This window comes from Lysobacter sp. GX 14042 (assembly GCF_021390425.1).
In the GTDB taxonomy this organism is placed as follows: Bacteria; Pseudomonadota; Gammaproteobacteria; order Xanthomonadales; family Xanthomonadaceae; genus Novilysobacter.
Genome location: NZ_JAJUWY010000007.1, coordinates 102,373 through 127,411, shown reverse-complemented (window position 1 = coordinate 127,411; position 25,039 = coordinate 102,373). Strand labels below are relative to the sequence as shown.

Here is a 25,039-nt window from a genome sequence, read left to right as displayed (position 1 = left end):
CCTCAGCCCGGCTGGGGCGGCAGGCAGCCCAGGGCGGCCAGCAGCCCGTGCAGCCCGGGAACCTGCATCAGCCACGGCGAGAGGATCGTCAGCACGCCGGCCAGCAGGATCAGCATGCCGGCCGCGGTACGCAGGCCGCCACGCTGCAGGCGCTGGCCCAGCCGCGCGCCGGCCCATGTGAGCGGCAGCATCACCGGCAGCGTCCCCAGTCCGAAGGCCGCCATGGTCAGCGCGCCGTTGCGGGCATCGGCCTGCAGCCAGGCGGCCGCCAGCATCGTCGTGCTCAGGCCGCAGGGCATCCAGCCCCACAGCATCCCCAGGCCGATCCGCCGCGCGGGCGTGTTGGCCGGCAGCATCCGCCGCTGCAAGGGCCGCAGCCACTGCCAGAGCCCCGCGCCGGGGCGCGGCAGGAAGCCGAGCCGGCCCTTGCGGTCGAGCAGCCGCAGCGCGGCGACCACCAGGACCAGGCCGACCGCCATCCGCAGGCCCCAGCCCAGCACGTCGAGCCGGGCGACCTCGACGATGCCGCGGCCGATGCCACCGGCGACCAGCCCGGCGAGCGCGTAGCCCCCGACCCGCCCCAGGTTCGGCTGCAGCGCGACCCACCAGCCACCCCGCGGCGCCATGGCCGAGAAGCCGGTGGCGATGCCGCCGCACATGGCCACGCAGTGCACCCCCCCCAGCAGGCCGGTCAGCAGCGCGGCGCCCAGGGTGAGCCAGTCAATCGGCATCGTGGTCCTGCCGGGGCCTGCCGGTTTCCTCCGCAGCGGAGCCTCCGGCGGCCGCCTGCCGCCGGCGCTCCACGCGGGCACGGGTCGCGCGCTCGGTGGCGTCCTCGCGCAGGATGTCGATCGCCGGGGTGTCCAGGTCCTCGAACTGGCCACGGCGCACCGCCCAGACGAAAGCCCAGATCGCCACCACCAGCAGCACCAGGGCCAGCGGGATCATGAACAGCAGGATGTTCATGCGGTCGCCCCCACGGATGCGCTGCCCGGCCCTCTGCCGGCCCGGCTCAGGCGCAGCGCGTTGACGGTCACCACCAGCGAGGACAGCGCCATGCCCAGCGCCGCCAGCCACGGCGTGACCAGGCCGGCGGCGGCCAGCGGGATGGCCAGGACGTTGTAGCCGGTGGCCCAGGCCAGGTTCTGGCGGATGATCCGCTGGGTATCGCGGGACACCGCGACCGCCTGCGGGATGCGCGACAGCGACGACCCGGTCAGCACCAGGTCGGCGGCCCGCTGGGCAAGCGCGGCGCCCTCGCCGATGGCGATCGACACGTCCGCGCCGGCCAGCACCGGGGCGTCGTTGAGGCCGTCGCCGACCATCGCCACCACTCGCCCCTGCGCCTGCAGGCTGCGGGCCAGGGCAAGCTTGTCCTCCGGCGTCTGCCGGGCACGCGGGTCGTCGATCCCGACCCGGGCGGCAAAGCGTGCCACCGGCTCGGCGGCATCGCCGCTGGCCAGGTGCACCCGCAGCCCCAACGCACGCAGCGCGGCGACCGCGGCGGCGGCATCCGGGCGCTCCGCCTCGGCCAGGCGGAAGCGCGCCACCGCGCGACCGCCGTCACCCAGCCAGATGCGCGCATCGTCCTGCGCGCGTCCGCCGGTCGCGAACCCGGCACGCCCCAGGCGCCAGCCGACGCCGTCCACCGTGCCACCGATGCCGTGCCCCGGCACCGCCTCGACCCCGCTGGCCTCCGGCGCCCCGGTGACCCGGGCGAAGGCCGCGGCGATCGGGTGGCCGCTGTCGCGCTCCAGCGCCGCGGCGATCCGCAGCACCGCCTCGCGGTCCAGCCCGGCATCCAGCAGCTCGACCTCGACCAGTTCCGGGTGCCCGTCGCTGAGCGTGCCGGTCTTGTCGAAGATGATGTCGGTGGCGCCGGCCAGGGTCTCCATCGCATTGCCGCGTACCGCCAGCACCCCCAGCCGGGCCAGCGCGCCATGCGCCGAGGCCAGCGCCGAGGGAACCGCCAGCGACAGCGCGCAGGGGCAGCTGATCACCAGCAGCGAAAGGGTGACCTCGAAGGCGCGCGAAGGGTCGTACAGGCGCCAGCCCAGGTACACCAGCAGGGTCGCGACCAGCAGGCCGGCGACGAAGTGGTGGGCGATCCGCCCGGCGGTGCGTGCCAGCGCCGGGCGCTGCGACTGCGCCTGCTCGACCAGGTGCGACAGCTCGGCCAAGCGGGTGCCGGCACCGGTGGCCAGGACCCGCAGCCGGGTCGGGCGTTCGCGGCAGACGGTGCCGGCATAGGCGGTCTCGCCGGCCGCGCGTTCGACGGGGGCCGACTCGCCGGTCAGCAGCGCCTCCTCCAGCCGCGCCGGCTCGAGCAGCCGGCCATCGGCGGGCACCACCTCGCCGACCGCCACGCAGGCCACGTCGCCGACCTCCAGCGCCGCCAGCGGCACCGACTCGCGGCTGCCATCGGCACGTTCCCGGGTGGCGAAAGCCGGCCGCGCGCGGGCCAGGGCATCGACCTGCGCCGAGGCGGTCGCGCGGGCACGCTTTTCCAGCATCCGCGCCGCCAGCAGCAGGAACACGAACATCACCGCCGCGTCGTACCACACGTGCGCGAGGCCCTGGATGGTGGCGACGACGCTGGCGAAGTAGGCCAGCAGGGTCGAGCTGGCGATCAGCGTATCCATGCCCAGCTGGCGGTGGCGCAGTTCGCGCCAGGCGCCGGACAGGAACGGCCAGCCGGACCAGAACACCACCGGGGTCGAGAGCAGGAAGGTGATCCAGCGCAGGAAGTCGCGCGCCGGCACCGACATGGTGTTGCCGAAGTCCAAGTACAGCGCCTCGGCGACCATCATCGCCTGCATCGAGGCCAGCCCGGCGATGCCGATGCGGACCAGGTCGCGGTTGCGGTCGGCGCGGCGGGCCTTCTCGCGCTCTTCGCCACCCGCCAGCCAGGGCTTGTAGCCCAGTGCCAGCAGGCGTTGCAGCGGGCGCGACAGGACCGTCTTCCCGGGGTCCCAAGCCAGCCGGATGCGCCCGGTGACCGCATTGGCGCTGGCCTCGATCACGCCCGGCTCGCGCACCAGCGCGCGGTCGATCAGCCAGGCGCAGGCGGCGCAGCGCATGCCGTCGGTCAGCAGGGTGATCTCGCGGCCGCCGGGAATCTCGCGGGCGTGCTCGGCATGGATCTCGCTGCGGTCCCAGACCGACAGGTCGACCGCCTCGGTGCCGACGCGCCCGGCATGCTCGCTGCGCAGCCGGTAATAGTCGTCCAGCCCGGCCTCGTCGATCCACTGCGCCGCCGCCGCGCAGCCTTCGCAGCAGAAGCGCTGCTCGACGCCGTCGATGCGGTGCAGCGAGGGGCTGGCCGGCAGCGGCTCGCCACAGTGGTGGCAGGCCATGGCGGCGGTCACCGCGGCGGCGGCCCCCCGGTCAGCCTGTAGCAGCGTTGCCGACATCGCATGCGCCTACTGCGCCTGTCCGGGCACGGGCGGCTCGCCGGTGGCGCCTTCCGGGGCGCCCAGGTCCATCGTCGGCCGCAGGCTCACCGCCTGCTGCCCGGCCGGCATCCGGCCCTGCAGGCGCCACTGGCCGTCGAGCGGTTCCAGCCGTACCCGCCAGGCGTGGTCCACGCCCGGGGCGGCATCGGCGCGCCAGCCGGTGTCGGTCGGCTGCAACTCGAAGCCGAGGTCGCCGTCCTCCAGTGCCGGGTGCAGCAGCTGCAGGCGCAGCGGCGCCCCGCGGTCGAAGTCGCCATTGACCGGCAGCACCTCGACGAAGCCGCCCTCCAGGTCGATGCGGGCGATCGCGCTCAGGCGCAGGTCGTGGGCGCGCTGGTCGGGCCCCAGGTCGGCGGTCTGGATCTGCGCCGTGCGGCGGACGTCGTCGGGCACGACATCGGTCGCCCCCTGCCCGCCGGCAAGGATGATCATCACGATGCCCGCGATCACCACCGCCATCGGCAGCCCGATCACCAGCCACATCACCGGCTGGCGCCACGGGGAGGATTTCTGCTCTGGAGCCTGGTCGTTGTTGTCAATCATCACATCGGTCCGAAGAAGCTGCTGTCGACCGTCTCGCGGGCGCTGCCATCGGCGCTCTCGATCACGAAGGTCACGTCATGGCGGCCGCGGGTGTCACCCGGGGCGGTCAGCTCGAGCGGTACCGACAGCACCTGCGACGGCCCGGCCTGCACCTGCTGGCTGTCCCCGCCACGCAGGGTGATCGCCGCATTGGCCGATTCGACCGTGACCCGGTACTGCCGGGCGGCATCGGTCTTGTTTACGAGCTTGAGGGTATAGACGTTGTCCACGCTGTCGCCGACCACCCGGTACAGCGCGTTGCGATCGCGCAGCACGTCGGCGATCAGCGTGCTGCGGGTGCCGATCCCCCAGGCGAAGGCGACGATCAGCGCCAGCAGCAGGGCGCCGTAGACCAGGATGCGCGGGCGCAGCACCCGGGTCGGCTCGCCGTCGATCGCGTTCTGCGAGGTGTAGCGGATCAGGCCGCGCTCGTAGCCCATCTTGTCCATGACGTCGTTGCAGGCGTCCACGCACAGGCCACAGGCGATGCACTCGTACTGCAGGCCGTTGCGGATGTCGATGCCGACCGGGCAGACCTGCACGCACATGGTGCAGTCGATGCAGTCGCCCAGCTCCTCGGGCGCGAACCTGGGCAGCGGCGCGGCCTCCTCGGAGGCGACGTCGAAGGTGATGGTGCCGCGCGCCTGGGCCCGCGAGTCGGCCGCGCTGGGATGCTTGGCGGCACGGAACACGTAGTCGTAGGCGGTGAACTTCTCGAGCAGCGCGCGGCCGCGCTGGGCCACGCTGCCCACGCCGCGGCGACGCGGGCCACGCGGCTCGCCGCGCATCGGGTCGTAGGCGATGATCAGGGTGTCGCGGTCGAACATCGCGCTCTGGAAGCGCGCATACGGGCACATGTACTTGCACACCTGCTCGCGCAGGAAACCGGCGTTGCCCAGGGTCGCCAGGCCGTAGAACAGCACCCAGAAGGTTTCCCAGCCGTTCCAGGCGAACGGCCACACCCGTGCCGCCAGGCCGGTGATCGGGGTGAAGAAGCCGACGAAGGTGAAGCCGGTCCACAGCGCGAACACCACCCACAGCAGGTGCTTGGCGCCCTTGCGCAGGAGCTTCTCGCGGTTCCAGGGACCGGCGTCGAGCTTCATCCGCTTGGCGCGGTCGCCCTCGGTCCAGCGCTCCATCCACAGGAACACCTCGGTCCAGACCGTCTGCGGGCAGGCGAAGCCGCACCACAGGCGCCCGGCCACGGCGGTGACGAAGAACAGGGTCAGCGCCAAGATGATCAGCAGCAGCGCCAGGAAGCTGAAGTCCTGCGGCCAGAAGGTCAGCCCGAAGACATGGAACTGGCGCGCGGGCAGGTCAAACAACACCGCCTGGCGGTCGTCCCAGCGCAGCCACGGGAAGACGTAGAACATGCCCAGCAGCCACCACACGGCGAGGCGGCGCAGGCGATCCAGTTTTCCATGGACGTCGCGGGGATAGACCTTGCGCTCCTTGACGTACAGCGAGTCGCCGCCGCCGTCGAGCAGGTCGATGTCGATCTTCTTGCTCACTTTTTCCTTACTTGCCACCCTCGCGGGGCAGCGTGCGGTTGAAGCGGCTGGCGGGACGCAGCAGCCACCAGGTGAACAGGCTCGACGACGCGGTCGCCAGCCAGAACATGAAGAACGCGATCGTGTAGCCCATCGAGCGGGTGATCTCCACGCCCGGGAAGGTCAGGTCCCGCAGCTCCAGCGGGTCGACGAAGGCGAAGAACACCATCGTCGCCACGCCCGCGGCGAAGAAGCTCGGCCACGCGATCGCCCCGATCCGCTGCGCGAGCGGTCGGGGCGGGTGGTCCAGCCGTTGCGAGGCGGGAGTGCGCGTCACTGCGCCCCCCCGGCGGCGCCATCGCCGCCGGACCGGTTGGACAGCGACCAGACCCAGGCGGCGACCAGCCGGGCGCGGGTTTCGCCCAGCAGCTCGCGGTGCGCCGGCATGATGCCGTGGCGGCCGTGGGCAATGGTTTCGTACAGGCTTTCCTTGCTGTCGCCGTACATCCAGTAGTCATCGGTCAGGTCGGGCGCACCCATTGCCTGGTTGCCCTTGCCGTCGATGCCGTGGCAGGCCACGCACACGCCCTCGTAGAGCTTCTTGCCGCGGGCGGCGAGGAAGTCGCTGCCGACGCCCAGCTCGGGATGCGAGAGGGTGCGCACGTAGGCGATCACGTAATCGACCGCGTTCTCGCCACCCATGCCGGTGAGCACGGTGCCCCACTCGGGCATGATGCCTTCGCGGCCGTCGAGCACGGTCTGCAGGACCTGCTCGGGCTCGCCGCCCCAGTGCCAGATGTCGTCGGTCAGGTTCGGGTAGCCGATCGCGCCCTGGGCCGAGGAGCCATGGCAGGTGGCGCAGGTGTTGGCGAAGATCGAGCGGCCCAGCTGCATGGCCACCGGATCACCGGCCAGCGCGGGCAGCGGGACGTTCTGGTACGGGCGGAAGGTCTCCTCGAGCCGGGCGTCGGCCGCCGACTTGGCCAGCGCGTGCTCCTGCTGCGAGCTCCAGCCGCTGGTGCCCGGGATCGAGCCCATGCCGCCGAACCAGACCAGGTAGCCGATGCCGAAAGCGATCGCGATGAAGAAGCCGGTGATCCACCAGCGCGGCATCGGCTTGTTGTACTCGGTGATGTCCTCGTCCCAGTAGTGGCTGGTCTCTTCCGGGCGCGGATCACCGGGACGCCGCTTGGACGTCCACCACAGCAGCCAGGCCACGCCGAGCAGGTTCAGCGCGGTCAGGGCGATGATGTACCAGTTCCAGCCCATGCTCATGCCCGCGTCCCCTTCTTGGTCTCGCGCTTCGCGCCGCCGGCGTTCCGGCCCTGGTTTTCTTCCGGCTCCTCGACCGCCAGCCGGGCGGTGGCGTCGAAGCTCTTCCTGTTCCGCGGCTGCCAGGCCCAGGCCACGATGGCCAGGAACAGCAGCAGCATGAAAGTGGTGATGATTCCCGACAGCATGGCTCAGCTCCCGCGTGGCGCGTAACGACCCAGGCCCTGCAGGTAGGCCACCACCGCGTCCAGCTCGCTCCTGCCCTCGACCTCGGCCGCGGCGGCCTCGATCTCCTCGTCGCTGTACGGGTCGCCGAGCTTCTGCAGGCGGCTCATGCGCAGCTGTACCGTCGGTCCGTCCACCGTGTTCTCCTGCAGCCAGGGGAAGGCCGGCATGTTCGACTCCGGGACCACCGCGCGCGGGTCGGTCAGGTGCACCCGGTGCCAGTCGTCGGAGTAGCGGCCACCCACGCGCGCCAGGTCCGGCCCGGTGCGTTTGGAGCCCCACTGGAACGGCCGGTCATAGACCGACTCGCCGGCCAGCGAGTAATGACCGTAGCGCTCGGTCTCGAAACGCAGCGTGCGGACCATCTGCGAGTGGCAGTTGTAGCAGCCCTCGCGCACGTAGATGTCACGGCCGGCCAGCTCCAGCGCCGGGTACGGCTTCATGCCCGGCAGCGGCTTGATCGCCTCGGCCTGGTACATCAGCGGCACGATCTCGGCCAGACCGCCCAGCGACACCGCGATGGCGACCAGGACAGCGAGGATGCCGATGTTCTTCTCGAGTTTCTCGTGTGCAATGCTCATCGATGCTTCCTTCCGGTCCTCAGGCGCGGGCGGTGTCGGGATGCGGGGCCAGCACCGGGTTGGCCGCCGGCGCCTCGACCGACTTGTACGTCTTCCACACGTGCCAGGCCATCAGCACCATGCCGCCGAGGATCAGCACCCCGCCCAGCAGGCGCCCCAGGTAGTACGGATAGGTGACCACCAGGCCCTCGACGAAGCTGTAGGTCAGCGTGCCGTCGGCGTTGGTGGCGCGCCACATCAGGCCCTGCGAGATACCGGCGATCCACATCGAGACGATGTAGAACACCACGCCCAGGGTGTGCATCCAGAAGTGCACGTCGATCAGCTTCGTCGAGTACATCCCGGCGGCGCCTATCAGGCGCGGGTACATCGAGTAGATCGAGCCGACCACGATCATCGCCACCCAGCCCAGGGTGCCGGCGTGGACGTGGCCCACGGTCCAGTCGGTGTAGTGCGACAGCGAGTTGACCGTCTTGATCGACAGCAGCGGGCCTTCGAAGGTGGCGATCATGTAGAAGCTGATGGCTACGATCAGGAACTTCAGGATCGGGTCGGTGCGCAGCTTGTGCCACACCCCCGACAGGGTGAGGATGCCGTTCATCGCGCCACCCCAGGACGGCGCCAGCAGCACCACCGAGAACACCATGCCCACCGACTGCGCCCAGTCCGGCAGCGCGGTGTAGTGCAGGTGGTGCGGGCCGGCCCACATGTACAGCGAGATCAGCGCCCAGAAGTGCACGATCGACAGCCGGTAGGAGTAGATCGGGCGCTGCGCCTGCTTGGGCACGTAGTAGTACATCATCGCCAGGAAGCCGACGGTCAGCAGGAACGCCACCGCGTTGTGGCCGTACCACCACTGGGCCATCGCATCCACGGCGCCGCTGTAGACCGGGTAGGACTTCCACATGCCGGCCGGGATGGCCAGGTTGTTGACGATGTGCAGCAGGCCCACGCCGATGATGAACGCGGCATAGAACCAGTTGGCGACGTAGATGTGCTGCACCTTGCGCTTGGCCACGGTGCCGAAGAACAGCACGCCGTAGGCCACCCAGGTGACCAGGATCAGCAGGTCGATCGGCCACTCCAGCTCGGCGTATTCCTTGCCCTGGGTGATGCCCAGCGGCAGGGTGATCACCGCGCCGACCATGGCCAGGTTCCAGCCGCAGAAGACGAAGGTCGCCAGCTTGTCGGAGATCAGCCGGGTGTGGCAGGTGCGCTGGACCACGTACAGGCTGGTGGCGATCAGCGAGGTCGCGCCGAAGGCGAACACCACGCCGTTGGTGTGCAGCGGGCGCAGCCGTCCGTAGCTCAGCCAGGGGGTGTCGAAGTTGAGCGCCGGCCAGTACAGCTGGGCGGCGATCAGCACGCCCACGCCCATGCCGACGATCCCCCAGAACACCGTGGCGATGGTGAACCAGTGGACGATCTTGTCGTTGTAGAAGCCGGTGTCGGCGGCAGCGACCCCCGATCCACGCCCGGCGGGCACGGAACCGGCCGCCACGGCGGCATCTTGGACAGTCATGGGCAGACCTTCAGGATAGTTGCGGGTTATTGTCCGGGCCGGCACGACCGGTCCGCTTGATCTGGATCAAATCGTCCCTGCCGGGGGCCAGGCCACGGGGCGGGATGGAACGTGGGGCAGGCGCTGACTGGGCCCGGTCGATGCAACCGCCGCGGCACAAAGGTGCCACGACCGCGCACCCGCCAGCATAAACCACGGCACCGTTTCCGGCATGGGAAGCCGGGTCTCCACGCCTGTCCCGCGGGTCCCGCGTTCAGCCATTGGACAGCCGAGGGGCGATGCGGCGGCACGACTCCGGCGGGCCGGGCCTCCTTCACCGCAGCGCCTGGCGCACTGCCTCGACGAATTCCGGATCCAGCCGGCTGCCGATCTTCTCGGTCCGGGCCAGCTCCCGCCCCTGCGCATCCAGCAGGACCAGCGGGCTGTTGTGGTTGAACTCTCCGTCGGCCAGGCGGCGGTAGCGCACCCCGAGTGCCCCGGCCACCGCCCGCACCTGCCCGGCGGGTGGCGCGGCCAGCGTCCAGCGCGTGGTGTCGAGCCCGCGCTGGTCGACGACCTTGCGCAGCGCGGCCGGATCATCGCGCTCCGGGTCGATGCTGACCAGGAGCACGCCCAAGCCCGCGGCATCGGCACCGAGCTGGCGTTCCAGCGCCTTGCCGCTGTCGACGATCAACGGGCAGATGAACTGGCAGGAGGTATAGAACATGCCCACCACCTGCGGCCTTCCCCGCAGCGCGGACCACTCCAGCTCGCGGCCGTCCTGGTCGACCAGGCCCACCGGGAGCCGGTAGAGCGAATCGCGCGGCAACTCCGCGTCATCGGCTGCCACGGCGACGGCGGGGACCAGCGCGGCGGCCAGCAGCAGGGACATCAGGATCTTCATGGCAGGCTCCTGGCACAGCGGAAACCGAGGTTCCCGGTGGTGTGGCCGGCCTGCAGCGAGGACAGCATCGCCACCCGCATCAGCACGGCGTAGTTCTCGCGGTCGTCCATCGACAGCGCCCCGGCGCCGCAGAAGCGCGCGCCGTCCGGGTCGCCCTGCAGGCGGTCGTCGGCGTCCACCAGCAGCGAGGAGAAATCCTCCGTCCATTCCCATACCAGCCCGTGCATGTCGCGCACCCCATAGACGTTGGCCACCTGTGCACCGGCCCTGACCAGCGGCTGGTCGGAGGGGCGCGAGTACCAGCCCAGGATGCGTTCGCGCCAGACCGGGTCGGCGCGGGCGTCCTGCCGGGTCTCGTCGGCAGCCGCCACGTACTCCCACTCGTTCCAGCCCGGCAGCCGCGCGTCCTGGGCGCGGCAATAGGCGTCGGCGGCGAACCAGCTGACCTGCACCACCGGGCGCGCATCGGCGGGGGCCCCGCCCGTGTCCAGCGGTCCCGGCCAGTGCGAGAGGTAGCGCGGCTCGGCCATCACCTGCGGCACCCGGTCGCGGCGCCATTGCGGGTGCTCGCGGACGAAAGCCAGGAACTCGGCATTGGTCACCGGCCGCTCCATCAGCTCGAAGGCCGCGACCTCCACCTCGCCCGGTACGTCCTCGTAGGCCAGCGCGCTGGCGAAGCTGCCCGCCGGGATGCGCACGTACTCCGCTTCCGCCGCCGGCGCGGCGGAAGCGGCGAGCACGCCGACGGCCATCAACAGCGTCCGCACCTCAGTGGCCCTGGGAGGCAAAGGCGGGGTTGGTGGCACGTGCCGCCGCGGCCTCCGCCTTGGTCACCCGGCCACCCGGATTGCCCCAGCTGTTGAGCACGTAGGTGGCGATGTTGGCGACCTCGTCGTCGGTCAACTGGGTCATCGGCGGCATGATCGAGTTGTAGTCCACGCCGTTCACGGTGACCGGACCCTGGATGCCGTGGAGGATGATCTGCGGAAGCAGTTCGGGGTGCGCGGCGACGTAGTCCGAAGCCGCCAGCGGCGGGAACACGCCCTCCAGCCCGGCGCCATTGGCCTGGTGGCAGGTCGAGCAGGTGCCCATGAACAGCGCCTCGCCCGCGGCGACCTGCTGCTCCAGGGTCAGGTCACCGGTGCTGGCGGACTCGGCGGCGGCGCTGACCGCGTCCATGTTCGGTTGCGCGCGGTCGCCCAAGTAGACCGCATCGACCTCCTGGCCGGAGTAGATCGCGGGGTTCTCCGGGCCGTCCGCCAGCAGGATCCCCAGCGCGCCCTTGTTGAAGGACCGCGCCAGCGCGTGGTCGACCAGCACGTAGCTGCCCGGCACCTCCATGTGGAACTCCATCATCGCCGCGCCACCGGCGGGAATGAGCGTGGTCTGCACGTTCTCCTGGTAATTGGTGCCGCCCTCGTACCAGACCTTGTCGAAGATCTCGCCGATCACGTGGAAGCTGGACACCAGGTTCGGGCCGGCATTGCCCACGTACAGGCGCACGGTTTCGCCGACGCTGGCGGTCAGCGCGTTGTCGCCGGTCAGCGAGCCCTCCATGCCGTTGAACACCACGTAGGTCGCACGCTCGTCGATGGCCTTGTCGAAATCGAAATTCTGCAGGCCCTTCTCGCGGTACTTGCCGGTGGTGTAGAAGTCGCCCTGCACCACGTAGTACTCCTTGTCGACCTCCGGCAGGCCCTCCGGCGGTTCGACCAGGATCAGCCCGTACATGCCGTTGGCCACGTGCATGGTCACCGGGGCGGTGGCGCAGTGATAGATGTACAACCCGGCATTGAGGGCCTTGAAGCTGAAGCGGGTCACGTGCCCCGGCGCGGTGAAGCTGCTGCTGGCGCCGCCACCCGGCCCGGTGACCCCGTGCAGGTCGATGTTGTGGGGCATCTTGCTGTCGGGCATGTTGCGCAGGTGGAACTCGATGGTGTCGCCCTGGCGCACCCGGATGAAGCTGCCCGGCACCGTGCCGTCGAAGGTCCAGAAGGTGTAGTCCACGCCTTCGGAGATCGGCATCACCTTCTCCACCACGTCCATTTCCACCACCACCTTGGCCGGGTAGTCACGACCGGTCGCCGGGGGCACGTTGGGCGGCGAGGTGGTCACCGCACGCACCGGCTTGCCCTGGGGCGGGCCGAAATCCCCGCGGCGCGAGCCGCCGGTGCTGCCACGGGCGCTGTCGGCGCTGTCGCGGTCGCTGGCGGACGAACGTCCATCGCCGGTCCGTTCGGCATTGCAGCCGGCCAGCATCAGGGCAGTGGCCGCGAGCGCGGCAAAGAGGTACCCGGTGATGATTCTCATCGGCACTCCGCTGTCGTGGAGGCCGGCGCGCGCCGGCCAGGGTGGTCGGGACGACGAGCCTGCCTTCCATTCCCGATGGCCAATGTGAAGGCGCGTTCAGCGGTGCCGCTGCTGTGCTGCCGGTGGCGCTTGACGGACGTCAACGTCCCCCGCTGGCGAAAAACGGCAGAATGGTGGGCTCATGTCCCCCAGTACCTCCGTGATGACCCGACCGTCCTCCTTTGATCGCGACCAGCTGCTGGCCTGTGCCCGCGGCGAGATGTTCGGCCCCGGCAACGCCCGCCTGCCCGCGCCGCCGATGCTGATGTTCGACCGGATCACCGAGATCTCCACCGAAGGCGGCAAGTACGGCAAGGGCGTCATCCGCGCCGAGCTCGACATCCGCCCGGACCTGTGGTTCTTCGAGTGCCACTTCGAGGGCGACCCGGTGATGCCCGGCTGCCTGGGCGTGGACGCGATGTGGCAGCTGTGCGGCTTCTACCTGCCGTGGCTGGGCGAGCCCGGCCGGGGCCGTGCGCTCGGGGTGGGGCAGGTCAAGTTCACCGGGCAGATACTCCCCGGCGCGAAACTGGTCACCTATGAGATCGACATCCGCCGGGTGATGCGCGGCAAGCTGGCCCTGGTCATCGGCGATGGACGCACCCTGGTCGACGGGCGCGAGATCTACACCGCCTCCGACCTGCGGGTCGGACTGTTCACCTCCACCGAGGGCTTCTGAGATGGTTGCGGCTTCCGGCGGCTCCGCCGCTGACCGGCGCGTGGTCGTCACCGGCCTGGGCGTGGTCTCGTGCATCGGCAACGACCGCGCCGCGGTCGGCGCCTCGCTGCGTGAACTGCGCCCGGGCATCCGCTTCATCCCCGAATACGCCGAGCTGGGCCTGCGCAGCCAGGTCGCCGGCGCGCCGGACATCGACCTCACCGCGGAGATCGACCGCAAGCTCAAGCGCTTCATGGGCGATGCCGCCGGCTACGCCTGGGTCGCCATGCGCGAGGCGATCGCCGATGCCGGGCTAGACGAGGACACCGTCCACAGTGTCCGCACCGGGCTGATCGCCGGCTCCGGCGGCGGCTCGCCGCAATGGCAGATCGAGACCGGCGACCTGCTGCGCAACAAGGGCGTGCGCAAGGTCGGGCCCTACATGGTCCCGCGCACGATGGGCTCGACGGTCTCGGCGGCGCTGTCGACCGCCTTCGGCATCCGCGGCCTGAGCTACTCGATCTCCGCCGCCTGCGCGACCTCCGCCCACTGCATCGGCGCGGCCGCCGACCTGATCCGCCACGGCGCCCAGGACGTGATGCTGGCCGGCGGCGGCGAGGAACTGCACTGGGGCATGAGCTCGCAGTTCGACGCCATGGGCGCGCTGTCGACGAAGTACAACGACACCCCGGAAACCGCCTCGCGCCCCTACGACGCCGGACGCGACGGCTTCGTCATCGCCGGCGGCGGCGGGATGCTGGTGCTGGAGGAATACGGGCATGCCAGGGCGCGCGGCGCCAACATCATCGCCGAGCTGGTCGGCTATGGCGTGACCAGCGACGGCGTCGACATGGTCGCCCCTTCCGGCGAAGGCGCGGTGCGCTGCATGCAGATGGCGCTGGCCGGTGTGGACGGCCGGTCGGTCGGGTCCGTGGACTACCTCAACACCCACGGCACCTCGACCCCGGTCGGCGACGTGGTCGAGTTGCAGGCAGTGCGCGAGGTGTTCGGCAACGACGTGCCACCGCTGTCCTCGACCAAGGCCCTGACCGGCCACTCGCTCGGCGCGGCCAGCGTGCACGAGGCGATCTACTGCCTGCTGATGATGCAGGACGGCTTCGTCGCCGGCTCGGCCAACATCCAGCAGCTGGACCCGAAGGCCGAGGGCTTCCCGATCCTGCGCGAGAGCCGGGAGGCCAGGCTGGACACGGTGATGTCCAACAGCTTCGGCTTCGGCGGCACCAATGCCACGGTGATCTTCGCCCGCCCCTGACATCCGCCACCAAGGAACCCGAATGAAGACCCTGCCCCTCATCGCCGCCCTGGCCCTGGTCCTTGGCGGAGGCAACGCCCTGGCCCAGGACGGCCACGGCCATGGCGACCACGATGCGCACGCCGCGCATTCCGCCCCGGCGGACCATGCCGCGCACCAGGCCCACGCCGCGCACGGTGCCGACCAGCACGATCCGGAGCACCACGCCGCGCACCACGGTGCGATGGAGATCCCGGCCGACCACGTCCGGTGGGAGCCGGACGCCCCGCTGATGGCCGGCATGCGCCGGGTCGGCACGGCGGTCGACACCCTCCGCCACCACGAGATGGGCCACCTGGCGGACGAGCAGGTGCTGACACTGGCCGGCGAGGTCGACGAGGCGATCGCCTACATGTTCGCCAACTGCAGCCTGGAGCCGGAACCCGACATCGCCCTGCACGGCCTGCTGGCACGGCTGATGGCCGGCACCCGCGACCTGGAGGCGGATCCGTCGGCCGTGGCGCCGGTGGCGGACATGCGGGCGGCGGTGGAGGATTACACGAAGCTGTTCGAGGACCCGCGCTTCATGGCGGAGGGTGCGGAACACTGAGGTCCGACCCGGGTGCGCTTCGCGTACCCGGGCCAGGCCCCGCGCCGCTGCTAGACTGCCGCAATGTTCACCACATCGTCACTCAGCGGCAGCAAGCCCGAGCAGTACGCCCAACTCGCCGAACAGGCGCGCGCCCTGCTCGCCGGCGAGCGCGACCGCATCGCCAACGCGGCCAACCTGTCCGCCCTCGTCCATCACGCCCTGCCCGACCTCAATTGGGTCGGGTTCTACTTCTTCGACGGCACCGAACTGGTGGTCGGGCCCTTCCAGGGCCTGCCCGCCTGCGTACGCATTCCGCTCGACCGCGGGGTATGCGGTGCCGCCGCCAGCAGCCGACAGACCCAGCGGGTGGAGGACGTGGACGCGTTCCCCGGCCACATCGCCTGCGACTCGGCCTCGCGCTCGGAGCTGGTGGTGCCGCTGGAACTGGACGGCCAGTTGCTGGGTGTGTTCGACATCGACAGTCCGCGCCCGGGCCGTTTCGACGCCGACGACCAGCAGGGGCTGGAAACCATCGCGGGCATCTTCCTGGACTCGCTGCGGTGACCTCCGGTCTGCGCAACATCGGCCCCAAGTCGGCCGCCTGGCTGCGCCAGGTCGGGTTGCGCAGCCACGACGACCTGCGCCAGGCCGGGGCGGTCGAAGCCTTCATGCGCGTGCGCCGCGCCGGCTTCAAGCCGACCCTCAACCTGCTGTACGCGCTGGAAGGCGCGTTGCAGGACCGGCACTGGCAGTCACTGCCGCGCGAGCGGCGCGAAGAGCTGGCAGCGGACGTGGAGCATGCCAGCCAGGGTCCGGTGGACCCTTCCGATCCGCAGCTCGCCGGCCCGGTGCACACCACCGTGCACGTGGCCGACACCGTCGCACCGCAGCCGCAGCCGCAGCCCGCCGGTACGCCGGAGAAGTAAACCGGTGCCGCCACGCTCCCGCACTGCGGGTCGTGGCGGCACCGGCGATCCCGCTCAGCGTACCGCTGGCTGGTACTTCAGGCGCAGGCCATATTCCCGGCCGGGCTGGTTGTACCAGGCCACGGTTTCGTAGTCGCGGTCGAACACGTTGGTGGCACGTGCCTGCAGTGACCATTCGGGGCCGAACGCGTATTCCAACCGCAGGTCCAGCGTCGCGTACCCACCCAGCCGCAGGTCGTTGGCCGCGTCGTCGAAGCGTTCGCCCGCCGCATTGAGCGTGCTGCCGATGCGCCAGTCGCCGAAGCCGCGGTCCAGGTCGACCCGGGCGGTGTTGCGCGCGCGCCGTGCCAGCTGGTTGTCGTACTGCGCGCCCGGGGAATGGTTGCGTGGATCGACGTGGCTGAACTGCGTCGACAGGTCCCAGCCGGCTACGGCGGTGGCGAAGGTGAACTCCGCACCCCGGATCCGCGCCCGCTCGACTTGGCTCATCATCCAGGTGGTCGAGTCGTAGGTGATCAGGTCGTCGATGCGCGTCTCGTACATGTCCAGCGCCCAGTTCCAGTGTGCCGCCGCCTGGGCGATGCCGAGGTTCAGGCTCTCCGACTCCTCCGGCCGCAGGTCGGGCACGCCGCTCCACGGGTCGTAAAGGTCGCTGAAGGTCGGCGCCTTGAAGGCAGTGCCGTAGGTCGCCGAGAACTTGAGCCCGTTGCCCAGCGCCATGCCCCAGCCGAGCGTGCCGGTGGTGTGGTTGCCGAACTGCTCATTGTCGTCATTGCGCAGGCCGGCCTGCAGTTGGTGCCCGCCGAACGCGCCCTGGTACTGGACGAACACCGCGGTGTTGTCGCGGCTGTCCACCAGATACTCGGTGCTGCTGTCGAGGTGGTCCTGGTACCAGTCCGCGCCGGCGGTGAGCACCTGGCCGGCGGCAACGGCGATATCGGCCTGCACGGAGGCGGTGTCGCGATGGCTGTTGCTGGTGCTGGCGTAGACCCCATCACTGTAGTTGTCCGACTCGCTGTCGCTGCGGCCGGCATCGATGGTCACCGCCACGCGCTGGTTCGGCGCATAGCGCAACTTCCCATTGATGACCTGCTGCACGGTTTCGGAATAGTTGTAGAAGCCGTCGTACTCGTTCTCGGCCTCGGCGCGCAGCGCGCTGCCTTCCACGCTCAGCGTGTCGGCGAGCTCGTAGCCGCCGCGCAGGCTGAGGGAGAGGTTGCGGTAACCGTCGCGGTCGGGTTCGTCGGCGTAGCAGCCCTGCCCCAGCGCCTCCGAGCCGCGGCAGGCGTTGATGCCGTCGGTGCGCTGGTAGGCGATGTCGGTGCCGAACCAGCCGCGCTCGCCATTGCCGCCAAAGCCGCCGCTGGCTTCGCGCAGACCGTTGCTGCCGCCGCCCAGTTGGAAGTGCGGCGCGAAGCCTCCCTTGTCGCGGCGGGTGAAGATCTGGATCACCCCGCCGATCGCCTCCGAGCCGTACAGGCTGGACGCCGGGCCGCGCACGATCTCGATGCGTTCGATCTGCTCGACCGGAATGTCCTGGAATGCGGCAGCGGCGAAGTCGGCCGAGTTGACCCGCACACCATCGATCAGCACCAGCGTGTGGCTGGAGTTGGTGCCCCGCATGAACAGCGAAGTCTGCTTGCCCGGGCCGCCGGAGTTGCCCAGGTTGATGCCGGCGCGGCCGCGCAGCAGGTCCTGCAGCGAGGTGGCCTGGCTGCGCTCGATCATCTCGCGATCGACGACCTGGGTCGGTGCGATCGCCTCGCCGAGTGCGATCGGGGTGCGGGTAGCGGTGACCACGACTTCGTCCAGGTCGGTCGCAGAGTCGATACCGGTGCTCTGGGCGAGGGCGGCACCCGGCATCGCCAGTGCGATGGCCAGGGAAAGGATTCGGAACTGCGGCATGTCATCAAACTCCTGGGGCCAGCGCGCGCCCGCGCAGGCTGGAAGGGGGAGCTGGACGAAGCAGAAGGCCGCGAAATGCCGTACAGACGACGGCATGCCGCCGCCACGCCCACCGCGTCGCAACCAGTCGACTTCCAGGCCGGTCTCCGGGCTCGCAGTGCAACACGACCTGGGCCGTGTTGCCGTCGAGGCGCCTTCCCATGCAGCGCACAGTGGCGATGTGCCTCGACTCTTCTCGCTTACCGTTGCGGGGGCAGCGCCGGAATGCTCCCCCATATCCCGAAGGGAGGTCACCGGCTTCCCGTTTCAACCTTGGGCGGGAGCGCCCAAAGGTCACCTGAAAGCCCGCGAATTCTACGCCATGGCGGGGGTGCCGGCAAAGCCACAGCGCTCCGCCCAGCAGCGTGCCGGCACCGTGGGGCGGGCCAAGTAGAATGAGCGGCCGCACCGCCCACGGACAGCCAGCGAGTGACCCCACATTGGACCGCACGGCCGTGCCGCGCCCCGTCGCTACAGCACGGGCAGCGTGCCTGGCTGCGCCAGCAACAGCTAACCAAGCCGCGGGGAGCGCTGGGACGGCTGGAAACCCTGGCCGCGGAGCTGGCCGCGCTGCAGGGCCGCGACCGCCCGCAGGCCGCTCGCGTGCCGGTGATCGTGTTTGCAGGCGACCACGGCGTTTCGGTCCGGGGTGTGTCGGCTTACCCGACGGAGGTCACGGTACAGATGCTGCACAACTTCGGGGGCGGGGGCGCGGCGATTTCGGTACTCGCCCGCGAACTCGGATCACCCCTGTACGTGGTCGATGCCGGCACCCTCGCCACCCGCCCGATCCCCGGCGTGCGCACCGACAAGCCTTGCCTTGGTACCGCCGACTTCAGCGTCGCGCCGGCCATGACTGCGAACGAGCGCGACCACGCTCTGGAAGCTGGCCGGCGTGCCGTGGAAAAGACGACACGGCCGGGGGTGGACGTACTGGTGCTGGGCGAGATGGGAATCGGCAACACCGCTGCTGCCAGCACCCTCGCCTGCGCGCTCGCCGGACTGGCCAGCACTGCCCTGGTCGGTGCCGGTACCGGGCTGGACGCTGTACGCATCCGCCACAAGCAAGACGTAGTCGAACGCGCACTGGCACTGCATGGCGGCGCGATCTCCCGATCCCCGACGCCAGCCCTGGAGGCACTGGGTCGGGTGGGCGGCCTGGAAATCGCCGCGTTGGCCGGAGCGATCATCGCCGCCGCGCAGCGTGGCGTGCCGGTTCTGGTAGACGGGTTCATCGTCTCGGTGGCCGCAATGGTGGCAGTACGGCTGAACCCTGGTGCACGGCCCTGGTTGTTGTTCTCACACCGATCTGCCGAACGCGGCCACGCCTGTGTGCTGGACGTGTTGGGAGCCGACACCCTGCTGCAACTGGACCTGCGACTGGGCGAAGGCAGCGGAGCGGCCTTGGCCATTCCTTTGCTGCGCCTTGCGTGCGCACTGCACAACGACATGGCCACCTTCGAACAGGCCGCTGTGTCCGTAAACGACGACGCCCGGCCGGCATGATCCTGGACCTGGTGAGACATGCCTCCACCGGCCGGGCCGGCCACCTGGACGGACGGGGCGATCCGCCGCTGTTGGCACAGGCCACGGACGCACTCGGCGGGGCATGCCACGCCTTGGCATGGTCGCGGGCGATCACCTCGCCCCGCATCCGCGCCTTGGGCACCGCAAGAGCCCTGGCGACTCCCCGCGACCTGCCGATCGAGATGGACTCCGACTGGGCCGAACTGGACTTCGGTGACTGGGATGGCCTGCGCGGCAGTGACATTGACCCGGCTGCCCTGGCTGCCTTTCATCGTGACCCGGTACGCCACCCGCCACCGGACGGCGAACCGTGGCCGGCATTCCAGGCGCGGATCGGCAGCGCGTTGGCGGCACTCGCCCGAGACTGCGACGCCGCCCCTGCGGGTGCCGCTCCGGTGCTGGTGGTCAGTCACGCCGGCGTGCTGCGGATGGCCCTGTCCTTGACCTGCGGCTTCGCCCTGCCCTCCCTATGGGCGTTGCGCATCGATTACGGCACCCGTCTGCGCCTGCGCGTGGAGCTCGGCGGTGACGGTCTGTGGGGCGAGCTCATTGAGCTCCGGCAACCATGAGCCTGCGCCGGCTGATCCTGGCAACGCAGTTCCTGACCCGTCTGCCCACGCCGCAGGTAGGCGAATTCCAGCCGCAGGAACTGAACCGGTGCGCCGTCTATTTCCCGTTCGTCGGCGCGTTTATCGGAACGCTGCTGGCACTGCCCCTACTGGGTGTCGAACACCGCCCCTGGTTGGCGGCCGTACTGGCGCTGCTGGCTTGGGTGTGGGTTACCGGCGCCCTGCACCTGGACGGGCTGGCCGATGTTGCCGACGCATTCGGCGCAGCCCACCGTAATCCCGAACGTTTCATGGAGGTCCTCAGGGACCCGCACACCGGGGTATTCGGCGTCGTGGCCATCGTCATGCAACTGCTGTTGAAGCTGGTCCTGCTGTCCGAACTGGCTGGCGGGCGATGGGCTTGGGGCATCGTGCTAGTGCCCGCTTGGGCACGCTGGGCAACGCTATGGTGGAGCCGACACCTGCCACCGCTGCAACCCGGGCTGGCCGAGCGTTTTTCATGGCAGTTGGGCATGCCCGGCGTCTGGCTCTGGGCCGTTGTCCTTGCCCTACCCACCCTCTGGCTGGCACCCCCACTGTTGCTCGCGTTACCTCTGGCACCGCTCATCGCCCTTTACTGGCGCCGCCGCCTCGGTGGCATTTCCGGTGATTGCCTCGGCGCGAGCACGGAGGTGATGGAAAGCCTCCTGCTGTTGGCGCTGGTTGCACTTGTCCGCGGATGAACAAGGGAGGTCGGCGCGCCCGGCTACGGGAGCCTGAACTTGCGGGTGGTGCGCAGCGGCCAGATGGAGGTGAAGCCCGCGCCACCCACCAGGCGGAACCCGGCCGAGACGCTGTGCAGCACCCCAAGGCTTTCCAGGACGTCCTTGGCACGCCGGAACGCAGGCCGCGGATCGGACGTCAGCACGAACAGGTTGATCTCCCTGGGGCTGACGTCATAACCGTCGGGCACCGCGGCGGTACCCAGGGCATCCCTGAGCTTGCCTTCCAGGGTTTCCAGGAAGGCCTCGCTGTCCAGCGACTTCCTCCAGAACTTGATCACGAGCTGATAGTCCATTTAGCTACTCGACGGTCACGCTCTTCGCCAGGTTCCGCGGCTTGTCCACGTCCGTCCCGCGCGCCAGCGCCACGTGGTAGGCCAGCAGCTGGACCGGGATGGTGTGGACGATCGGGCTGAGCACGCCCACGTTGCGTGGGGCGCGGATCACGTGCACGCCCTCGGACGGGCCGAACTCGCTGTCCTCGTCGGTGAACACGTACAGCTCGCCGCCGCGGGCGCGGACCTCCTGCATGTTGGACTTCACCTTCTCCAGCAGCCGGTCGTTGGGGGCGATCACAACCACCGGCATGTCGGCATCGACCAGGGCCAAGGGGCCGTGCTTGAGCTCGCCGGCCGGGTAGGCCTCGGCGTGGATGTAGGAGATTTCCTTGAGCTTGAGCGCCCCTTCCAGGGCGATCGGATAGTGCACGCCGCGGCCGAGGAACAGGGCGTTGGCCTTGGGCGCGAAGCGCTCCGACCAGGCGGTGATCTGCGGCTCCAGGTTCAGCGCATGCTGGACGCTGCCGGGCAGGTGGCGCAGCGCCTCGATGTGTTCGGCCTCGGTCGCCTCGTCCAGCCGGCCGTGCAGCTTGGCCAGGGTGCAGGCCAGGGTGAACAGCGCTACCAGCTGGGTGGTGAAGGCCTTGGTCGAGGCGACGCCGATCTCGGCGCCGGCGCGGGTGTAGTAGACCAGCCGGCTGGCGCGCGGGATCGCGCTCTCGGGCACGTTGCAGATCGACAGCGTCGCCTCGTGGCCCAGTGACTTGGCGTACTTGAGCGCCTCCATGGTGTCCAGGGTCTCGCCGGACTGGGAGATGGTCACCACCAGGTGCCTGGGGTTCGGGACCACGTCGCGGTAGCGGTACTCGCTGGCGATCTCCACCGAACACGGCAGACCGGCGATCGACTCGATCCAGTAGCCGGCGACCAGCCCGGCGTAGTAGCTGGTGCCGCAGGCGAGGATCTTCACGCCCTCGACCTGCGCCAGCACCGGGCCGGCATCGACGCCGAACAGTTCCGGGCCGAACACGCCGTTGTCGATCAGCGCCTCGATGGTGTCGGAGATCGCCCGCGGCTGCTCATGGATCTCCTTCTGCATGAAGTGGCTGTACGGTCCCAGTTCCAGCGAGGCCAGCGAGACATCCGACAGGTGCACCTCGCGTTCGACCGGCTGCCCCTGTCCGTCGAACACCCGCACCGCGTCGCGGGTCAGCTCGGCAGTGTCGCCGTCCTCCAGGAAGATCACCCGGCGGGTGGCCTGGATGATCGCCGAGACGTCGCTGGCGACGAAGTTCTCGCCTTCGCCCAGGCCGACCAGCAGCGGGCAGCCCATGCGCGCCACCACCAGCCGCTCCGGCTCCTGCCGGCTGACCACCGCGATCGCATACGCGCCGGTGAGCTCGCGCACGCAGGCCTGCACCGCGCCCAGCAGAGCCTGCCCCGGACTTGATCCGGGGTCCGCGCCCTGCTTGAGGTGGTGGTGGATGAGGTGGGCGATGACCTCGGTGTCGGTCTGCGACTCGAAGGTGTAGCCGGCCGCTTCCAGGCGCTCGCGCTGGGCCTCGTGGTTCTCGATGATGCCGTTGTGCACCAGCGCCACGCCATGGCTGGCGTGCGGGTGGGCATTGGCCTCGGTCACCCCGCCGTGGGTCGCCCAGCGGGTGTGGCCGATGCCGATCGCCGCCTGGAAATCCTCCTGCGCGGCCGCCGTTTCCAGCTCCTGCACCCGGCCGGTGCGGCGCACGCGGCGCACCTCGCGGCCGTCGAGCACGGCGATGCCCGCCGAGTCGTAGCCGCGGTACTCCAGCCGCTTCAGGCCCTCGATCAGGACCGGGACGACATCGCGATCGGCGATCGCACCGACGATTCCGCACATGGCAGCACGCTCGTTTGGGTAGCCGTGCAGTTTAGCCGGTTGGCCCGCGGCCGCGGGCGCGCTCCGTGATGGCGGGCGGCGGACACCACCGGGTGTCCGCCCGGTGTCCGCGGACGGTGGCCGATGAAGAATTCCAATTTAAAATCAACAAGTTGTAGGTTGGCACGCATCCTGCTTCACCTTGGCCACACACCCGATAAACACGTCCGATGCCGCGCCCCGCCCCGATCCGAGACACCTCCGCCCAAGATGCCGTGCGCCGCACGCCGTCACCGACCCGTCGCCTTCGCCGCTGGCTGCTGCCGGCCGTCGGCGGCGTCGCTCTGATGGCGGCGATCGGCTGGGTGGTCGCCGGCTGGGGCGCGGGCGCCCGGTCCTTTGATGCCGGCCGCCTGCGGATCGCCGAGGTGACCCGTGGCGACCTGGTCCGCGACATCAGTGCCGAGGGCCGGGTGATCGCCGCCAACAGCCCCACCCTGTATGCGATCGCCGGTGGCACCGTCCGGCTGCAGGTGGTCGCCGGCGACGTGGTGAAGCAGGGCCAGGTACTGGCCGAGATCGACAGCCCGGAACTGCGCAGCACGCTGGTGCAGGAGGAGTCGACCCTGGCCAGCCTGCAGGCCGAGGCCGACCGTGCCGGCCTGGATGCCCGCATGGCACGCGCCGAGGCGCGCAAGCTGGTGGACCAGGCCGAGATCGAGCGCACCGCCGCCCAGCGCGACCTGCAGCGCTACCAGCGCGCCTACGATGCCGGCGTGCTGGCGCAGGTGGAGCTGGCCAAGGCCGAGGACACCCTGAAGAAGGCCGAGATCGGCCTGGCCGCCGCGCGCGAGGACGCCGGCCTGCAGGGCCAGGGCGCCGGACTGGATGCGCGCAACAAGCAGTTGCTGAGCGAGCGCCAGCGCGCGGTGGTCGCCGAGGCGCAACGCCAGGTCGGGGCGCTGACCCTGCGTGCCCCGTTCGACGGCCAGGTCGGCCAGGTGCAGGTGGCCCAGGCGACCAATGTCGCCGCCAACTCGCCGATCCTCTCGGTCGTCGACCTGTCGGTGTTCGAGGTGGAGATCCGGGTCCCGGAGAGCTTCGCCCGCGACCTGGCGATCGGCATGCCGGCGGAGATCCGCAGCGGCAACGAGGTGTTCCCGGCCGAGGTGTCGGCGGTGTCGCCGGAAGTGGTCAACGGCGAGGTCGCCGCGCGCGTGCGCTTCAGCGACGAGCAGCCACCCGGCCTGCGCCAGAACCAGCGCCTGTCCGCGCGGATCCTGCTCGACACCCGGCGCGACGTGGTGATGGTCGAGCGCGGCCCGTTCCTCGAACAGTCCGGTGGCCGCCACGCCTACGTGGTCCGTGACGGCAGCGCGCTGCGCCGCCCGATCCAGACCGGCGCCACCAGCCTTCGCTCGGTCGAGGTCATCAGCGGACTGGAGCCTGGCGAGCGCGTGGTGGTCGCCGGCTCCGAGCTGTTCGACAACGCCGATCGCATCCGCGTCTCGGGCGACTGACTCCGGTTGCCGCCGCTTTCATACCGCCGCCCCACGCCTTCCGCTTCCCACCTGAACCTTCCTTTCCGGAGCCCTCCCATGCTGCACATGCAAGCCGTTTCCAAGGTCTACCGCACCGAGCTGGTCGAGACCCATGCCCTGCGCTCGCTCGACCTGCACGTGAAGGAAGGCGAGTTCGTCGCCGTCACCGGCCCGTCGGGTTCGGGCAAGACCACCTTCCTCAACATCGCCGGCCTGCTGGAGACCTTTACCGATGGCGAGTTCACCCTCGACGGCGAGAACGTCAAGGGCCTGTCTGACAACCAGCGCAGCAGGCTGCGCAACCAGAAGATCGGTTTCATCTTCCAGAGCTTCAACCTGATCCCGGACCTGAACCTGTTCGACAACTGCGACGTGCCGCTGCGTTACCGCGGGATGCCGGCAAGCGAGCGCAAGCTGCGGATCGAGGACGCGCTGGGCATGGTAGGCCTGGGTTCGCGCATCAAGCACTTCCCGGCCGAACTGTCCGGCGGCCAGCAGCAGCGCGCGGCGATCGCCCGGGCGCTGGCCGGCAGCCCGCGGCTGCTGCTGGCCGACGAGCCCACCGGCAACCTCGACTCGCAGATGGCCCGCAGCGTGATGGAACTGCTGGAGTCCATCCACGAGCAGGGCAGCACCATCGTCATGGTGACGCACGACCCGGAGCTGGCCGCTCGCGCGCAGCGCAACGTGCACATCGTGGACGGGATGGCCACCGACGTGGTGCGCGGGTCCGCGCTGGGCGGCGCGCCGACCGCCGCCACCGCCTGAGACGGGCCG

Annotated in this window: 26 protein-coding genes and 1 riboswitch; of the genes, 10 read left to right on the top strand and 16 right to left on the bottom strand. The window is 70.1% G+C overall.

Annotation, left to right across the window (positions count from 1 at the left end; all coding sequences use genetic code 11):
• Positions 1-2: 2 nt before the first annotated feature.
• The 13 genes from LY625_RS10855 to nirK form a co-directional block, all read right to left on the bottom strand.
• Positions 3-731 (bottom strand): sulfite exporter TauE/SafE family protein, encoded by a 729-nt coding sequence (locus LY625_RS10855; RefSeq protein WP_233740220.1) that lies wholly within the window; start codon positions 729-731, stop codon positions 3-5.
• The gene (gene ccoS, locus LY625_RS10850; RefSeq protein ID WP_233740219.1) at positions 721-966 is read right to left on the bottom strand and encodes a cbb3-type cytochrome oxidase assembly protein CcoS; all 246 of its coding nucleotides are present in this window, start codon (positions 964-966) and stop codon (positions 721-723) included. The genes LY625_RS10855 and ccoS overlap by 11 nt, the downstream gene beginning before the upstream one ends.
• Entirely contained in the window at positions 963-3,413 is a 2,451-nt protein-coding gene (locus LY625_RS10845) for a heavy metal translocating P-type ATPase (RefSeq protein WP_233740218.1), read from the bottom strand. Before LY625_RS10845 ends, ccoS begins: the two co-directional genes overlap by 4 nt.
• Before the next feature lie 9 nt (positions 3,414-3,422).
• A complete protein-coding gene (locus tag LY625_RS10840; RefSeq protein ID WP_233740217.1) occupies positions 3,423-3,998 on the bottom strand; it encodes a FixH family protein in 576 nt (191 codons plus the stop codon).
• On the bottom strand, positions 3,998-5,548 hold the full coding sequence (locus LY625_RS10835) for a 4Fe-4S dicluster domain-containing protein (protein WP_233740216.1): 1,551 nt from the start codon (positions 5,546-5,548) through the stop codon (positions 3,998-4,000). The genes LY625_RS10840 and LY625_RS10835 overlap by 1 nt, the downstream gene beginning before the upstream one ends.
• Positions 5,549-5,555: 7 nt before the next feature.
• Positions 5,556-5,837 (bottom strand): hypothetical protein, encoded by a 282-nt coding sequence (locus LY625_RS10830; protein ID WP_233740253.1) that lies wholly within the window; start codon positions 5,835-5,837, stop codon positions 5,556-5,558.
• Between the two features lie 23 nt (positions 5,838-5,860).
• The gene (gene ccoP, locus LY625_RS10825; RefSeq protein ID WP_233740215.1) at positions 5,861-6,802 is read right to left on the bottom strand and encodes a cytochrome-c oxidase, cbb3-type subunit III; all 942 of its coding nucleotides are present in this window, start codon (positions 6,800-6,802) and stop codon (positions 5,861-5,863) included.
• Positions 6,799-6,987, bottom strand: coding sequence for a cbb3-type cytochrome c oxidase subunit 3 (locus tag LY625_RS10820; protein ID WP_233740214.1), 189 nt, complete (start codon positions 6,985-6,987; stop codon positions 6,799-6,801). Before LY625_RS10820 ends, ccoP begins: the two co-directional genes overlap by 4 nt.
• A 3-nt stretch (positions 6,988-6,990) precedes the next feature.
• Positions 6,991-7,605: a cytochrome-c oxidase, cbb3-type subunit II gene (gene ccoO, locus LY625_RS10815; RefSeq protein ID WP_233740213.1), complete on the bottom strand. Its 615-nt coding sequence runs from the start codon at positions 7,603-7,605 to the stop codon at positions 6,991-6,993.
• A 19-nt stretch (positions 7,606-7,624) separates the two neighbouring features.
• On the bottom strand, positions 7,625-9,127 hold the full coding sequence (gene ccoN / locus LY625_RS10810; RefSeq protein WP_255703485.1) for a cytochrome-c oxidase, cbb3-type subunit I: 1,503 nt from the start codon (positions 9,125-9,127) through the stop codon (positions 7,625-7,627).
• A 313-nt stretch (positions 9,128-9,440) separates the two neighbouring features.
• Complete coding sequence (locus LY625_RS10805; RefSeq protein ID WP_233740212.1) at positions 9,441-10,010, bottom strand: SCO family protein; 570 nt, start codon at positions 10,008-10,010, stop codon at positions 9,441-9,443.
• Positions 10,007-10,762: a formylglycine-generating enzyme family protein gene (locus LY625_RS10800; protein WP_233740211.1), complete on the bottom strand. Its 756-nt coding sequence runs from the start codon at positions 10,760-10,762 to the stop codon at positions 10,007-10,009. Before LY625_RS10800 ends, LY625_RS10805 begins: the two co-directional genes overlap by 4 nt.
• A gap of 16 nt (positions 10,763-10,778) precedes the next feature.
• Positions 10,779-12,320 carry a copper-containing nitrite reductase gene (nirK, locus tag LY625_RS10795; protein ID WP_233740210.1) on the bottom strand — a complete coding sequence of 514 codons (1,542 nt, stop codon included), beginning with the start codon at positions 12,318-12,320 and terminating at the stop codon, positions 10,779-10,781.
• A gap of 202 nt (positions 12,321-12,522) precedes the next feature.
• Here nirK and fabA point away from each other — a divergent pair, with 202 nt between their 5' ends.
• The 5 genes from fabA to LY625_RS10770 all read left to right on the top strand — a co-directional run bounded on the left by fabA (position 12,523) and on the right by LY625_RS10770 (position 15,787).
• Positions 12,523-13,038 carry a 3-hydroxyacyl-[acyl-carrier-protein] dehydratase FabA gene (fabA, locus tag LY625_RS10790; RefSeq protein WP_233740209.1) on the top strand — a complete coding sequence of 172 codons (516 nt, stop codon included), beginning with the start codon at positions 12,523-12,525 and terminating at the stop codon, positions 13,036-13,038.
• Between the two features lies 1 nt (position 13,039).
• Complete coding sequence (gene fabB, locus LY625_RS10785) at positions 13,040-14,290, top strand: beta-ketoacyl-ACP synthase I (RefSeq protein ID WP_233740208.1); 1,251 nt, start codon at positions 13,040-13,042, stop codon at positions 14,288-14,290.
• A gap of 22 nt (positions 14,291-14,312) precedes the next feature.
• The gene (locus tag LY625_RS10780; RefSeq protein ID WP_233740207.1) at positions 14,313-14,879 is read left to right on the top strand and encodes a DnrO protein; all 567 of its coding nucleotides are present in this window, start codon (positions 14,313-14,315) and stop codon (positions 14,877-14,879) included.
• Positions 14,880-14,942: 63 nt separating this feature from the next.
• On the top strand, positions 14,943-15,425 hold the full coding sequence (locus tag LY625_RS10775) for a GAF domain-containing protein (RefSeq protein ID WP_233740206.1): 483 nt from the start codon (positions 14,943-14,945) through the stop codon (positions 15,423-15,425).
• Positions 15,422-15,787 (top strand): TfoX/Sxy family protein, encoded by a 366-nt coding sequence (locus LY625_RS10770; protein ID WP_233740205.1) that lies wholly within the window; start codon positions 15,422-15,424, stop codon positions 15,785-15,787. The genes LY625_RS10775 and LY625_RS10770 overlap by 4 nt, the downstream gene beginning before the upstream one ends.
• A gap of 54 nt (positions 15,788-15,841) precedes the next feature.
• Here LY625_RS10770 and btuB read toward each other — a convergent pair whose 3' ends face one another.
• The gene (btuB, locus tag LY625_RS10765) at positions 15,842-17,692 is read right to left on the bottom strand and encodes a TonB-dependent vitamin B12 receptor (protein ID WP_233740204.1); all 1,851 of its coding nucleotides are present in this window, start codon (positions 17,690-17,692) and stop codon (positions 15,842-15,844) included.
• 119 nt (positions 17,693-17,811) lie between these two features.
• Positions 17,812-18,048: riboswitch (cobalamin riboswitch) on the bottom strand.
• Between the two features lie 112 nt (positions 18,049-18,160).
• On the opposite strand from btuB, the gene cobT reads away from it, so the two are divergent.
• The 3 genes from cobT to cobS are packed head-to-tail and all read left to right on the top strand — an operon-like array spanning position 18,161 to position 20,549.
• Positions 18,161-19,237 (top strand): nicotinate-nucleotide--dimethylbenzimidazole phosphoribosyltransferase, encoded by a 1,077-nt coding sequence (gene cobT, locus LY625_RS10760; RefSeq protein WP_233740203.1) that lies wholly within the window; start codon positions 18,161-18,163, stop codon positions 19,235-19,237.
• Positions 19,234-19,827, top strand: a complete 594-nt coding sequence (locus LY625_RS10755; protein WP_233740202.1) for a histidine phosphatase family protein — start codon at positions 19,234-19,236, stop codon at positions 19,825-19,827. The genes cobT and LY625_RS10755 overlap by 4 nt, the downstream gene beginning before the upstream one ends.
• On the top strand, positions 19,824-20,549 hold the full coding sequence (gene cobS, locus LY625_RS10750) for an adenosylcobinamide-GDP ribazoletransferase (RefSeq protein ID WP_233740201.1): 726 nt from the start codon (positions 19,824-19,826) through the stop codon (positions 20,547-20,549). Before LY625_RS10755 ends, cobS begins: the two co-directional genes overlap by 4 nt.
• A 23-nt stretch (positions 20,550-20,572) precedes the next feature.
• Here cobS and LY625_RS10745 read toward each other — a convergent pair whose 3' ends face one another.
• Together LY625_RS10745 and glmS are read right to left on the bottom strand one after the other, a co-directional pair.
• On the bottom strand, positions 20,573-20,884 hold the full coding sequence (locus tag LY625_RS10745) for a hypothetical protein (protein WP_233740200.1): 312 nt from the start codon (positions 20,882-20,884) through the stop codon (positions 20,573-20,575).
• Positions 20,885-20,888: 4 nt separating this feature from the next.
• Positions 20,889-22,742: a glutamine--fructose-6-phosphate transaminase (isomerizing) gene (gene glmS, locus LY625_RS10740; protein ID WP_233740199.1), complete on the bottom strand. Its 1,854-nt coding sequence runs from the start codon at positions 22,740-22,742 to the stop codon at positions 20,889-20,891.
• Between the two features lie 209 nt (positions 22,743-22,951).
• On the opposite strand from glmS, the gene LY625_RS10735 reads away from it, so the two are divergent.
• Positions 22,952-24,241, top strand: a complete 1,290-nt coding sequence (locus LY625_RS10735; RefSeq protein ID WP_233740198.1) for an efflux RND transporter periplasmic adaptor subunit — start codon at positions 22,952-22,954, stop codon at positions 24,239-24,241.
• Positions 24,242-24,319: 78 nt separating this feature from the next.
• Positions 24,320-25,030 (top strand): ABC transporter ATP-binding protein, encoded by a 711-nt coding sequence (locus LY625_RS10730; RefSeq protein WP_233740197.1) that lies wholly within the window; start codon positions 24,320-24,322, stop codon positions 25,028-25,030.
• Positions 25,031-25,039: the final 9 nt, after the last annotated feature.